The organism is Paenibacillus terrigena DSM 21567, assembly GCF_000374845.1.
Lineage (GTDB): Bacteria > Bacillota > Bacilli > Paenibacillales > Paenibacillaceae > Paenibacillus_K > Paenibacillus_K terrigena.
Genome location: NZ_KB895413.1, coordinates 496,655 through 509,957 on the forward strand (window position 1 = coordinate 496,655; position 13,303 = coordinate 509,957).

The 13,303-nt window shown below is 45.7% G+C and carries 16 protein-coding genes; 11 read left to right on the top strand and 5 right to left on the bottom strand.

The features are described from left to right. Positions 1–71 precede the first annotated feature (71 nt). The 3 genes from C558_RS0106475 to C558_RS0106485 all read left to right on the top strand — a co-directional run bounded on the left by C558_RS0106475 (position 72) and on the right by C558_RS0106485 (position 2,551). The gene (locus C558_RS0106475; RefSeq protein WP_018755435.1) at positions 72–764 is read left to right on the top strand and encodes a response regulator transcription factor; all 693 of its coding nucleotides are present in this window, start codon (positions 72–74) and stop codon (positions 762–764) included. Positions 765–1,341: 577 nt separating this feature from the next. Then, the gene (locus tag C558_RS35175) at positions 1,342–2,094 is read left to right on the top strand and encodes a sensor histidine kinase (RefSeq protein WP_425413917.1); all 753 of its coding nucleotides are present in this window, start codon (positions 1,342–1,344) and stop codon (positions 2,092–2,094) included. After that, positions 2,084–2,551 (top strand): DUF2231 domain-containing protein, encoded by a 468-nt coding sequence (locus C558_RS0106485; protein ID WP_018755437.1) that lies wholly within the window; start codon positions 2,084–2,086, stop codon positions 2,549–2,551. The genes C558_RS35175 and C558_RS0106485 overlap by 11 nt, the downstream gene beginning before the upstream one ends. Before the next feature lie 452 nt (positions 2,552–3,003). On the opposite strand, the gene C558_RS30530 is transcribed toward C558_RS0106485, so the two are convergent. Further along, a complete protein-coding gene (locus tag C558_RS30530) occupies positions 3,004–3,558 on the bottom strand; it encodes a serine hydrolase (RefSeq protein ID WP_083927102.1) in 555 nt (184 codons plus the stop codon). A gap of 113 nt (positions 3,559–3,671) precedes the next feature. On the opposite strand from C558_RS30530, the gene C558_RS0106500 reads away from it, so the two are divergent. The 3 genes from C558_RS0106500 to C558_RS0106510 are packed head-to-tail and all read left to right on the top strand — an operon-like array spanning position 3,672 to position 5,012. Next, positions 3,672–4,211: a TetR/AcrR family transcriptional regulator gene (locus tag C558_RS0106500; protein WP_051106834.1), complete on the top strand. Its 540-nt coding sequence runs from the start codon at positions 3,672–3,674 to the stop codon at positions 4,209–4,211. A gap of 4 nt (positions 4,212–4,215) precedes the next feature. Further along, positions 4,216–4,587: a DMT family transporter gene (locus C558_RS0106505; protein WP_018755441.1), complete on the top strand. Its 372-nt coding sequence runs from the start codon at positions 4,216–4,218 to the stop codon at positions 4,585–4,587. Positions 4,588–4,604: 17 nt separating this feature from the next. Then, positions 4,605–5,012, top strand: coding sequence for a YvaD family protein (locus tag C558_RS0106510; protein WP_018755442.1), 408 nt, complete (start codon positions 4,605–4,607; stop codon positions 5,010–5,012). Between the two features lie 9 nt (positions 5,013–5,021). Here the strand turns inward: C558_RS0106510 and C558_RS32415 are convergent, their stop codons facing one another. Further along, the gene (locus C558_RS32415) at positions 5,022–5,738 is read right to left on the bottom strand and encodes a DUF6199 family natural product biosynthesis protein (protein WP_018755443.1); all 717 of its coding nucleotides are present in this window, start codon (positions 5,736–5,738) and stop codon (positions 5,022–5,024) included. 178 nt (positions 5,739–5,916) lie between these two features. Here C558_RS32415 and hcp point away from each other — a divergent pair, with 178 nt between their 5' ends. The 5 genes from hcp to C558_RS0106540 all read left to right on the top strand — a co-directional run bounded on the left by hcp (position 5,917) and on the right by C558_RS0106540 (position 10,803). Further along, positions 5,917–7,209, top strand: coding sequence for a hydroxylamine reductase (gene hcp / locus C558_RS0106520; protein ID WP_018755444.1), 1,293 nt, complete (start codon positions 5,917–5,919; stop codon positions 7,207–7,209). Positions 7,210–7,331: 122 nt separating this feature from the next. Beyond that, entirely contained in the window at positions 7,332–8,033 is a 702-nt protein-coding gene (locus C558_RS0106525; RefSeq protein WP_018755445.1) for a DUF7002 family protein, read from the top strand. Between the two features lie 155 nt (positions 8,034–8,188). Next, entirely contained in the window at positions 8,189–8,938 is a 750-nt protein-coding gene (locus C558_RS0106530; RefSeq protein WP_245583738.1) for an AraC family transcriptional regulator, read from the top strand. A 76-nt stretch (positions 8,939–9,014) separates the two neighbouring features. Continuing rightward, on the top strand, positions 9,015–10,235 hold the full coding sequence (locus C558_RS0106535; RefSeq protein ID WP_026263766.1) for a multidrug efflux MFS transporter: 1,221 nt from the start codon (positions 9,015–9,017) through the stop codon (positions 10,233–10,235). Further along, positions 10,207–10,803, top strand: coding sequence for an isochorismatase family protein (locus C558_RS0106540; RefSeq protein WP_018755448.1), 597 nt, complete (start codon positions 10,207–10,209; stop codon positions 10,801–10,803). The genes C558_RS0106535 and C558_RS0106540 overlap by 29 nt, the downstream gene beginning before the upstream one ends. Before the next feature lie 92 nt (positions 10,804–10,895). Here C558_RS0106540 and C558_RS33635 read toward each other — a convergent pair whose 3' ends face one another. From C558_RS33635 to C558_RS0106550, 3 genes are read right to left on the bottom strand one after another with little or no spacing between them, the layout of a single operon-like run. Next, a complete protein-coding gene (locus C558_RS33635; protein WP_156826006.1) occupies positions 10,896–11,105 on the bottom strand; it encodes a hypothetical protein in 210 nt (69 codons plus the stop codon). A 9-nt stretch (positions 11,106–11,114) separates the two neighbouring features. Continuing rightward, positions 11,115–12,449: a sensor histidine kinase gene (locus C558_RS0106545; protein WP_018755449.1), complete on the bottom strand. Its 1,335-nt coding sequence runs from the start codon at positions 12,447–12,449 to the stop codon at positions 11,115–11,117. Then, positions 12,446–13,138 carry a response regulator transcription factor gene (locus C558_RS0106550; RefSeq protein ID WP_018755450.1) on the bottom strand — a complete coding sequence of 231 codons (693 nt, stop codon included), beginning with the start codon at positions 13,136–13,138 and terminating at the stop codon, positions 12,446–12,448. The genes C558_RS0106545 and C558_RS0106550 overlap by 4 nt, the downstream gene beginning before the upstream one ends. Positions 13,139–13,303: the final 165 nt, after the last annotated feature.

Here is a 13,303-nt window from a genome sequence, read left to right on the forward strand (position 1 = left end):
TCAATTTTTCATTATTTTTTCATGTTCGTTCTTTTATACTATTCCAATAAACAAGCTTGAAAGGGGTAGACATGCACATTCTATTGGTTGAAGATGATGCCAAACTCGGCTTTATGATTCAATACAAGCTGGGCTCTGAAGGACATCAAGTGGATTGGGCGCAAACTGCTGAGGAAGCAGAAGCTTTTCATGATACAGGGGGCTATGATCTTTATATATTGGATTGGATGCTGCCCGGAAAAAGCGGTCTCGACTTATGCAAAGCGTGGAGAGAGGGGCAGGACAATACGGCGATATTGATGCTAACCGCTCGTGATGCGATTCAGGATCGAGTGAACGGTCTAATTCAGGGGGCTGATGATTATTTAATCAAGCCTTTTGCTTTCGAGGAGCTCTTTGCCCGAATTTTTGCGCTGGATCGGCGCAAGCAGTTAAGCGGCTATCATGAAGCTTACTCAATAAGTGGACTTACGCTAAATCTACGAACACAGGAAGTGGTCAGAGATGGGGAGTCTATCTATTTGACGAAGCGGGAGCTCGATTTGCTGGCTTACATGATGAGACATCCGGGAGAAGTGCTGTCAAGGGAACGTATTCTGAACTACGTTTGGGGCAGTGGCGCCGAAGTAACGCTGAATGCGGTTGATGCTACGATTAAGCTTCTGCGCAGGAAGATCGACGAGCCCTTCGATTTCAAATTGGTCCAAAGCATTCACGGTAGAGGTTATCGATTGGTCGATATGGGAGCAGACGGCCATGATTAAGCGTACACGCCAAAAATTATTGTTCATCTATAGCGGCATCATTGCGCTGATTCTCGTTATTATGGCGGCTTCTTTTTACTTCATTTTATCGGGTGTTGTGAACAGGGATGAGCATAGTCGTCTAGAAAAGGCGGCAGAAAAAACGGTGCAGGAGTGGCTTCACCACACGACGGGCATCGGCAAGAGAGAAATTGATGATCATCGCCGTCCAGGCGGAATGGAATGGGAGTTCTTGCAGAATGACCAATTCGCCGTTGTGCACGATGACCGGGGGAAAATAATCTCCACATCAGGCGTCCGCAATCCCCTTGTTGATGATGAAATCAACAAGCAGCTCGTCATGGGAGGGGATAGCTCTTCTTATATGCATATTGAGCGACAAGTGTCCGAATGCCGTAAAGTATATGCCGTTTACCAAGTAGCCGCCAATGATGGGAAGGGAAGCGTTATCTACATTGGTGAGGATATTAGCAAACAGATGAATTTGCTGCGTGAAATGAAGTGGCTGTTATCGGGGTTAACCATCGTCCTTCTGCTTATTGCATCGGTGACAGGGTATATATTTGCAGGTCGGGCGATGGTCCCGATTGTACGCTCGCTCAAAAGACAGCAGGAGTTTACTGCAGACGCCTCGCATGAACTTCGTACGCCACTCAGTGTGCTGCAATCATCTGTGGAAATTCTAGAAGAGCAAAAAGAGAAGCTGCCTGATGTCCATCAGACCGTTTTGTACCATATGAAGGACGAGATTGTCCGGATGATTCGCCTAACCGAGCAGCTTCTAATGCTTGCTCGTGCAGATTCCGGGCTGCAGCAGATTAGACAGGAGTCTTTCGATTTGCGTCTGATGGTGAATGCAGTGACAGAACGAATGAAGACGATCGCCAAGGAACATCGGGTTGAAATTTGTGTTGAGGACATGCTGCCGGAAGGAATGGTTTTATATACGGGAGATCCCGACCAGATCAATCAATTGCTCTACATTTTGTTGGACAATGCAATCAAATATTCGTTTACCGGTACGGCTGTAACGGTGCGAGTGTGCAAATACGGAGAAATGGAGTTGGATATTTCTATAGAAGACAAGGGATGCGGGATCCCGATGGAGAGTCTGCCGCATTTGTTCGAGCGTTTTTACCGCGTTGATAAGGCGAGGTCACGGCATTGGGGGGGGACAGGCCTAGGTCTGTCGATCGCCGCCCAAATTACGCGTAATCACGGGGGGCGAATATTTGTAACAAGTGAAATCAATCAAGGTTCAACGTTTATCGTGAGATTACCAGAGCGAAGAAAAATTCAAAGTCAAAGGAGCACCAGCCATGATATCTGAGATTTTCAACCATCTTCATCCAATAATTGTTCACTTCCCGATCGCAATAATAGTCATCGCATTATGCTATGACGTCATTCAAATAATGAAAAACCGCGCCCTCATGCCGAATCAGGGAATATGGTTGTGGTTAACGGCCGCCTTAGGCGCATGGTTGTCAGTAGCCACGGGTCCAGAGGATGATGCAAGAGGGAACACAACGTATCTCGATGTTCACTCGACATTAGCAGATTTGACGGCTTGGGTGGTAACGCTCCTCGTTGTATGGAGGCTATGGCAGACCTTTCGGGGCAACCGGCCTTTTACGAAGTTCATTTTGGTTAGCTATCTCATCCTATCCATCGCTTCCTGTACACTGGTTCTTGGTACAGGTTACTATGGAGGGAAAATGGTCTACTCGGACGGGATTGGCGTAAAAGTTAACGGCACCGATGTGAACCCGCCAAAAGCTCATTAATCTAGGTAGTGTTGTTCGAAGGTGTTCGAAATTGCAATGGAGAGCCTGTGTCTACGTGGTAAAGACACGGGCTCTAGTTACTTGCCCGAGTAACTTACGCCGTTTTTTTCAATCCAAGAAACGAGATTTCACCGTCACGCTCATAAGTAAACGTACATTCCCAATCGTACCAAATATGATGAAATGATGTCTCCGATATAGGATAGAAGGGTATAACGGTTTCCTCGTTCCATACAAAATATAATTGATCTCCATTCCGCGCGACGGTAGCTTTGCATCCATATCCTTCGTAAGTACCCATATAGTTCGCGTAGATTTTTTCATCGAGTGAGTAAGGGTGTGGGCGAGTCGGAACGGATATTTGCTCTCCGAATAGGATCCCTGGTAATGATTCGGTAAGTTTAAATAGGGGAACAAAATCATAATTTGTCAACATCATTACGGATGTATTTTCATCCGAGTATCTTATCGCATATAAAGTTATCAAAAGTAAAACCCGTGATGTTCTCAATGAGCATACCAAGCAAAAAATAGCCTGAATTATTATAGGCAAAAGAAGTACCTGGTGTAAAAGCTAGTGGTATATCAATGAATAGTTGAAGTACGTCGTGATGGCTGAGCCTTAGTTTATTTAATCGTTGGTTGTACTCTGGGAGACTGGTGTAATTGGCAAGTCCAGATGTGTGAGTCAACAAATGTGCAACCGAAATATCTTTCAAAGGGTTCAGTTCAGGCAAGTAGAGGCTGGCGCTATCTTCGAAATCCAGAAGCTTTTGTTCATAAAGCATCATAATGGCCATTGCGGTAAATGATTTCGTTAAGGACCAAATTCTGAATTTGGTGTCAATGGTGTTAGGAATGAGATGTTCAAGGTTTGCGTAACCATAGGCTTTCTTAAAGACGACTTCCCCATGTCTAGCAATCAATATGGTTCCACCGAGTGGCCAGTTGCGTTCATAGCTGGATAAATAATCATCCAGAGATTGCGTATTACTCAGTGTGCAGATCTTTTGTTAAATTTGACAGAGATGCAGGAATAGGATACTCTATGGAAAATGAAGAAAACATAATATTTTCCTTAGTTTATCTTGTGAGGTGTATTTGTTTGAAGAATAGAATCATGCAACAAGCGCAACAGGAAATTAATAAATCAGGCTTTCGATTCACGATGGCCGATATGGCCAAACAATGCGGTATAAGCACAAAAACCATCTACCAATGGTATCCTTCCAAAGAGGATCTGATTCGCGATATGGTGCAGCACGCTATCGATGAAATCAAAGAACTTGAACAGGCTATTTTGAAGGATCATACGTTGAACAGAATGGAGAAATTGAAGGCATTACTTGTCATGCTTCCTCGAGACTTTCAGTTTTTTGATATGAAGCGACTGTATGAACTGCAGCGTTTTTATCCGGAAGTATGGGAGTATTTAAATTCTTTTATGGAAGAGCAATGGGACGGGGTGGATCAAATCGTTGCAGAGGCTCAAGCTGAAGGGTTGCTCGGGACATTCAATCGGATGCTGTTTATACAGTTATACCTTGGAGGGTTGAATCGACTAATGGAGCAAGCTTATGTTAATCAGATCGGATTAACGATTAGAGAAGCTTTAAATGAGATGGTAGACATGATGATCGATGGGATAAGGATGAGGTGAGTCCATGCATTGGATATTGTTAATATTTGCGATTGCGGCTGAGGTGGCGGGTACTACGTTCATGAAGCTTTCATTGGGATTTACGAAGCTGGTGCCATCCTTGCTGCTCATCGTCTTCTATTTGCTCAGTTTGACCTTACTGAATCTAGCGTTAAAAGGGATTCCAATCGGCGTGGCGTACGCGATTTGGTCAGGCATGGGAACGCTACTCGTCGTAGGCATTGGCTGGGCATTGTTTGGAGAACCATTGTCCATGTTGAAGCTCATTTCCATATGCCTGATCATAGCCGGTGTCGTGGGATTAAATCTCGGGAGCAATAGCCATGGGAATGCTGAAAGTTCAATGCAACAAGAACAATCGCTGCATACAACCTAGATGAGGGAGTTGTAAAAATGAGCGGTAAACTAAGGAAATTACTTTTATTTACGGATATATCCTTCCTGGTGTATTGGTTTGTCACCTATTTTCATCTGATTCCTCCTAGTTATGCGTATCAGGATTATACCAATGTGATGCTCGTGGTTTGGAACTGGTCTTTCTTTCCCCTTGATGTTCTCATCTCAGTAACCGGGTTATTGAGTCTTTATTATAATCGTAAGTCGAATACAGTCTGGAAGCCGATGGTACTGATTTCACTGGTTCTTACTTCTTGTTCAGGGCTGCAAGCGATCGCATTCTGGGTGATCAAGCAGGATTATGATCTGATGTGGTGGATTCCTAATCTGTTTCTGCTGATATACCCACTATTCTTTATCCCTGGACTCATGCGAAGCGGGTTCATCGGCAAAAGCGTTTCATAGCTCATTCGATTACTGAACCCAAAATGATTGGACAGCGAAGTAGACAGCGGCAATCATCAATATCACACCGCCTAGCTTGCACATGAAATAGTGAAAATCGCTAGGTTCCGCGTTGTTCACCCATATCCAGCGCAGCGAAATAAAGAATAGAAAATTTTGAAATTTCTCGTATCGGAATCCGCACCACCCATAAATAAATAACAGGAGGGAGAGGATAAAAAGGCCCGAACTGCCTTGTGCGGTATGATATTCCGAATATGCTGCTGTAACAAGCTGACTTGGGTAATATTTCTCTTCTCCATCCAGAAGACGTCTCTCTCTGCCAATATAGACGGGCGGCCCCACGATTTCTCCCTTCGCATCAAAGCTCATAAGGTAGCCGGATTGATCATTGACTGTGTATTGATGCCCGTTCGGGTAAGTGAGGCGATATTGGTTGCTTTCATAGAGACCTATGCTCTTGTGAATCGAATAGGTTTCTTGATGAATAATGACATTACGATTCTGGCCATCGATTTGCACGTCGATGGATGGAACGGATCCGGCCGTATAACGCACCAGATTCCCTTGTTCATTCGCTTGTTTATATTTGTAATCATTGACATAAAACACGGATTCGGAGAAATAAGTGTTGGCAAAGGCCATGACGCAACCAACTAAAATGACTAGTCCTAGGATGATGAGCGCACGGGAGAACTTGATGCGTTTGAGACTTTCCAGATTCACAAAGATCGACCGCCTTTTCCGTATATATCCATTAAATAACGCTGAAATAATGGAAAAAGTTGCTGCATTGACGTTGGCATGAAAAGTTCAAAAAGTTTGTGCGTGTAATCACAATTCACGCTCGGGTGCTCTGCTAAGCTGTGGGTAACAAATGATGTTCTTGAAGGAGGACAATGATATGTTCTGTTACCAATGTGAACAGACGCCAAGCGGCGGTTGCACCGTCGTTGGGGTATGCGGCAAGGATGAGACCATCGCGAGCTTGCAGGATACGATGATTTTTGCGCTAAAAGGGATTGCAGCCTATGCGACCCATGCGAGACAGCTAGGATACACGGATCCCGAAGTCGATCGGATTACACACGAAGCCTTATATATGACCTTAACGAACTCCAACTTTAATCTGCAAGAGCATCTGGACATGGCGATGAAAGTCGGAAATGCTGCGGTTCGGATCATGGACGTCTTGGATCATGCCCATACGACTCGGTTTGGTATTCCACAGCCGATTACGGTTAGTCAGAATAAAATTGAAGGTCATTGCATCGTCGTCACAGGACATAATCTATATGCGCTGGAGGAATTGTTGCGCCAAACCGAGGGTAAGGGGATTAACATTTATACGCACTCGGAAATGCTCCCTGCCCATGGCTATCCAGCGCTCAAGAAATACTCCCATTTGAAAGGCAACATCGGTAAAGCTTGGTACGACCAACGCAGACTGTTCGAACAGTTCCCAGGTGCGATTCTAGCGACCACAAACTGTGTCATGCCGATTAAAGGCACGTACGCAGATCGCTTCTACTCTTATGAAGTTGCAGGCCTAGAGGGTGTTACGAAGATCGTTGAAGACGATTTCTCTCCACTTATTGAACGGGCATTATCACTGCCTGTGGCGAATATCGAGTCCGAGCAAGTGCTCACGACAGGATATCACCATGAGACGGTGATTGGCCTTGCGCCAGAGATCATTCAAGCCGTCAAAGACGGGCATATTCGCCGCTTCTTCGTCATTGCAGGCTGCGATGCACCGGGAACAGGCGGGAATTACTATCGTGAACTCGCGACCTCTTTACCGAATGAAACGGTCATCTTGACAACATCTTGCGGCAAGTTCCGCTTTAATGACGTCGATTATGGTACCGTGGGAGATACTGGCATACCACGTTATATCGATCTTGGTCAGTGCAATAACTCCGGTTCTACGGTCAAAATTGCCCTTGCATTAGCAGATGCTTTTGGTTGTACGGTGAACGAGCTCCCGGTCAGTATCGTATTGTCATGGTTCGAGCAAAAGGCGGTTGCGATTCTTCTTGGCCTATTCAGCCTTGGCATTCAAGATATTCGGATTGGACCGAAGCCGCCGGAGTTTATCTCGCCCGGTGTACTCGATGCCCTTGTAGAGTTGTTCGGATTGAAATTGATTACAACCGCTGAGGAAGATATGCAGGCAATGTTGGCTTTGTCCTAAGCGAGTTGTAGTACCAAAATCATTAGCAAGACTCTGACGAATTGTCAGGGTCTTGTTTTTATTTGCGCGCTTCATAAATTTCCTTGGGTTGGCACAAGGTAATCGAGGAAGGAGTGAGGGCGTTGAACGATCAGGAGGACATTGTCAACATCGTAACGAAATCGAAAGGCAGAAAATCGCTATATCATTTTACAAGGGGACGGAATTTGAAGACGATAGCTCAATTGGATACGCTGTGCTCCAGTTATCACATACACTCACACGATGCAGGAGAGCGCCGATTACATCCTAAGGAAGTAGCATTTCGTGAAAATCTTGTCATGATCAATGCCCATCTTCGCATTCCTGAGCAATTGATCGATGCATCGACCACCATGCAGGAATTCCGGGCAACACTGGATCGACATGTCTTTTTCTGGCCTACCATGAGGGATTGTCTGAAGATGCTGGATACCTATACCCGAAGGGAACCGAGCGAAGCATTTGCGATTCTGGAATTCGATGCTCACGATCTATTGTTAGCTCATTTTTCAGCGGTGAAGCTGTCCAAATATGACTCCGGAAGCTCGCCGAGGTTCCCCAAGCATTGTACTTATAAGAAAAGCCCGAACATGTTCCTTCCTTTGAACGAATTCCTTCATGTAGATGGATCGAATACAACTTGGCCTTCCAGAGCATCCGACATCAAAGAAATATTAATAGAGGAGCGGGTGACGAATATATCACAGTATATACGAAATGTTTATGTCCATGATCGTGCATCGATCCCTGAAAGCTGGAAAGGTTTTGCGAAGCCTCTGCAAGATTTTATAGCAAGTCGATGACGACCGTTAAGGTCTTGTTTTTTGAGTGGGGAGGTTTACAATAGTTACGATTCGATAACGTCATGGAGGATAACATGTACATCAATCATTACTATTTTCACATTCATTATTGCAATGGCAGGAAATTGAAAGATACAAGAAGACTACTTCGCCCAATGACGCGAACTCTTCAGCATCATGAGCTCGTATTTGTGACAGGTGGGAATGGGAACGTGGTCATCGGAGGGCGCAAATATCCGACTCAAGCAGGCATGCTGTACTACATTGCTCCAGGCGTACTGCATTCTTTTGAACCTGATACGAAAGTGCCGCCTAATTTCCTAACGGTACATTTTAGTTATGCGTGGGTTACCTTCAATGATACGCGCCTGGATATTACGAATGAGGCGCCAATGCTCGCACTGCCCGCGGGACAAGCATTAAAGGATTATTATCAAGTAGAGGATATCTTCAAAAAATTAGTGGACACCTGGAACGCAAAACTGCCGGGATATGAGTTTATGACGAAGACGCTGCTTCAGCAATTGCTCATCGCCATTTGGCAGAACACGAGAAAGCAAGATCGGAATTATGCTATTTCGCATAAGGTGGACAAAATTATTGATTATATGCGGCAACATATAAGTAAGAAAATCACTTTAACCGAGCTGTCAGATATGGTGCAGTTGTCATCTACTTATTTATCAAAAGCGTTCAAGGGAATTACAGGTTATTCGATGATTGAGTATTTTAATAAGATGAAAATTGATCAAGCGAAAGAATTGATGCTAGAAGGCGATAAAAAAATAAAAGAGGTCGCAGAGGCCGTCGGATTTACGGATGAGTTCTATTTCAGCAGAATATTCAAAAGGATGGAAGGAATGAGTCCATCGGAATTTTATAACAAAAATGTCCATGGGGTTTAGAATCGTGCATAGTATATAGCCATTCTGGTGGATAACATGAGGATAGGATTGTTCAGCAGAAGGAAGGCTAACGATGATGCCGATATGGAAAAGAAATCTTATCGTGTGTTGGTTCGGGATGTTCGTAACAGGCGTGGGGATGAGTCAGATTGCACCGATTATGCCGCTCTATATCAAGCAGCTCGGTGTCGACGATCCAGCATCCATTGCACAATTATCCGGCATCGCTTTTGGGATTACCTTTATCATTTCAGCTATTTTCTCACCTATATGGGGACAAGCGGCGGACAAATTTGGACGCAAACCGATGCTCCTGCGGGCAAGTCTTGGCATGGCGATTGTTGTAGGCTGTATGGGCTTTGTGCATCATGTTTATGGATTAATCGGACTTCGAATGCTGCAAGGCACCATTACAGGTTATAGCACAGCTTGCACGACGCTAATTGCAACGCAGACGGATAAGGAACATGCGGGGTATGCACTAGGCACCCTCTCAACGGCCAATATTGCAGGATCACTCATTGGACCCACGATTGGCGGCTTTGTTGCAGAGCATTTTGGGTTGCGGAATTCTTTTTTTATTACCGGTGCACTGCTGATGATCGCTTTTATTACAACCGTCTTATTCGTGAATGAATCCTTTATCCGAGAGCATAAGAAGACGCTCCGCATGAAGGAGGTATGGCGGGCTGTGCCTGAAAAAAGCTTGACGGTGACTTTGTTCGTCACGTTCTTCGTGCTGACAGTGGCCTTATATTCGGTAGAGCCGATCATTACCGTCTATATCACTCAATTGTCCAGTAATACCAGTCATGTCACGCTGTTAGCCGGACTAGCCTTCTCGGCCTCGGGTCTTGCGAATATTCTTGCTGCTCCTAGGCTTGGGAAGCTGTCGGATCGAATTGGGGCGAATAAAGTGATACTTGTCGCATTGATCGTAGCAGGGGTTCTATTCATCCCGCAGGCCTTTGTCCAGAACCCTTGGCAGCTCATGGGTTTACGATTTCTATTCGGATTAGCTGCAGCGGGCTTGATCCCTTCCGTGAATATCTTGATCAAACGGATTACACCGGATTCACTGACGGGCAGAGTGTTCGGGCTCAATATGTCAGCAGGGTATTTAGGTATATTTGTTGGCTCTGTATTAGGTGGGCAAGTGGCAGCCTGGTTTAGTATTCGCGATGTGTTCTTTATTACAAGTGCATTGCTGCTGATCAACGCGGTATGGGTGTATTACAAAGTAAATAAAAGGTATGGGAGAGATGAACATGGAAGCGTTGAAATCAAGAGAGGCTGAGGGATGGAGCGCAGACAAAACGGCACTGGTCGTTATTGATTTGCAAAAAGGAATTGCGAGCAGCGGCCGACCGATAGCACCGCATACGGTTGAAGAAGTTGTTCAGAATGCAAGCAAACTCGTCAAAGCGTTCACGGAGAAAGGTGCTTTTGTCGTACTTGTTAGAGTCTCTTCATTGGATGGAAAAGATATGTTAACCCCAAAAACAGATATGAAAATGAATCCTACACAATACGCAGCAGGTTGGGATGAATTCATTCCAGAAATCGCGGATACGCCCAATGCGCATACCATTACGAAGCGGCAATGGGGAGCGTTCTATGGTACGGACCTCGATCTACAGCTTCGTCGCCGTGGCATCGATACCATTGTGCTGTGCGGGATATCCACTTCCATCGGTGTGGATACGACGGCAAGAGAAGCTTATCAACATGGATATCATCAAGTATTCGTGGAGGATGCCATGACGGCTTCAACGGAAGAGGAGCATGATTATGTCTGCCAACATATCTTCCCTCGCATCGGTCAGATTCGTTCAAGTGAAGAGGTCGCTTTATCGTTAAGATAAATAGAGCGGCGTGGCATTTACGATGACAACGTGAATACAAATGAATAGAGCTCCTGTGACTGGGTCACAGGAGCTCTGTTCATTGCGTTGTTTTATTTCCGATATCTATCTGCGAACTTACTTGTAATCGTGATCATTAATCCAAGCAGCGTGACCAATGCGGCTACCCAAGGAAGGGCTTGGAGTCCCAAAGAGCTATCTATCACGATCCCACCGAGCCATGCACCTCCCGCACCTCCGAGATTAAATGCACCAATATTGAGTGCTGATGCTAAGTTAGGAGCGGATTTCGCCTTATCCAATACGCTTTTTTATGTGAATGTAGTCGTGTGCAAAGCTATCCAGCCAGTAAAAATTGCGCCCCCCGTCTGACTGTGATTCTGAGCCGTAAGATCGCCTTTGTGTGCTCTTAGAATACGCTGTGCAATCGTGAGTCCAAGCCCGGTACCGCCGTATTCTGGATTCCTTGAATCATCGCCCCTGTAGAAGGCTTCAAAAATATGAGGCAATGCGTGCTCAGGAATTCCCGGACCCGAATCTGCAATGGTGAAGAGGACTCGTGTGTCCTCCACGTGCAAGCGGATGACAATGATACCGTTGATATGTGTATAACGAAGGGCATTATCGATCAGATTTCCGATCGCTCGCCTTAGCATATGAGCATCGCCATAGAGTACATGTTCCGTCGCCGATGCATTGTACACCAAATCTATTTCTCTTTCCTTGGCTACCGGCAAATATTCAGTAACCATGTCTGTGAGAAGAGCAGCGATATCCAAAGGCTCATGTCGAAGCCGTTGCTCCAAGGATGCCAGCTGGCTATAAGAAAAAAGATCGGATACAAGATGCTCCAACTGTTCTGCCTTTTTGCTGCAAATGGCAGCATACCGAGAAGCCTTCTCTGGATGGCTTGCTAGACCGCGTTCCAATCTATTTAAGAATCCTCGCAAAACAAATAATGGCGACCTTAAGTCATGTGCAATCGAGCTAATAAAGAAGCGCCGTTCTTCTTCTAATTCCGACTGACGAATTAGTGAATCACGAAGCCCCTTGCCCATCGCATGGAATGCGGCACGTACATCGGCTACTTCCAGAACGGTAGATTCGGGAAGATGAAAATCCAGATCCCCGCCAGCGATTCGTCTAGCAGCAGCACTCATCGCTTCCAATGGCTTCACGACCACACGTCCCATTTGCCATCCGATAAATAGAATGGCGCATAATCCTGCGATGATAGCCAATGCTGTCGCCAAGTGGCTCGTCTGCATCGGAACGTAGAAGAGAGCTTTCCCCCGCAATTGCCCTTGCTCCATGACGCTTAATTCACGATACGCGGTAGATTCAGATCCTGCAGGGACGGAATGATAGATTTCATGATCAGAAGCGTCGAGTAAGATGATTCCCACATGCGAGGTGGCGAGCATGTTCCCGAGTGCTGACTGCCAGCTCGGATCGCGCCAGCGTGCGATGTCTTCCTTGCCAACCTCACGCATTAAGGTGTCCATGGCCGTCTCTTGCCGTGAATGCTTATTACTCTCTCCGACAGAACGATCGAATAGACCTGGAATTTCATAGAATAACCGCGGTAGGATGAGTACGATGAGCATACCGATGACCATCCATTGGCGAATTCGGAGCGCCTTCATCTTCGCACCCCTTCAAACCGATAACCCACGCCCCACACATTGGTAATAAATGCTGGCTTTCTAGGGTCTTCTTCGATTTTTTCTCGAATCCTTCCAATATGTACAGTGACGGAATGCTTGTCGCCGATCCCCTCCCAGAAGCGTTGCAGCAGCTGTTCATACGTGAATACTTGACGAGGATACTCTGCGAATAAGCAGAGAATATCGAATTCTTTGGGCGTCATGGATACTGGATGACCATCAACTCTTGCTTCATGTGCCTTTACATCAAGGACAAGTCTGCCGAAGTCGAGCACGAGTTGTAGACCTTTTTCATGCTTGCCAGACCGGCGGAGCACTGCTTTAATGCGGGCGACGACTTCCTCAGGCGTAGCGGATTTTACGATATAATCGTCACCACCTATGCTGAGGCCGCGGATTTTGTCCACATCCTCTCCCCGTGCACTAAGGAAAAGGATCGGCGTATCTTGTGTCCTCCGAATTTGTCTGCATAGCTCCAGCCCACTCTGTCCGGGCATCATCACATCCATCAGGATGCAGTCGACACGCTGACGATCCAATGCTTCTATCGCTTGTGCACCGTTGTACGCTTCAACCACTTCAAATTGCTCATCTTCGAGGAAATCCCTCATTAATTCCACGATTTCTTTATCGTCGTCAACGATCAATACCGTCCGTCTGCTATTCATGTCGTTTCCTCCAACCATGTAGTAAAAAACGATTTGGCAATATTGTAGCATATCCGTTATCGCTCGTGGTCTGATTGACTGGAATGTACCTGTTCGTTGATCGTTTTGTGACTTTTTCACCCCGTATTTCGTGATTTTCAGAAGGTATTGTAATACCTATTGATA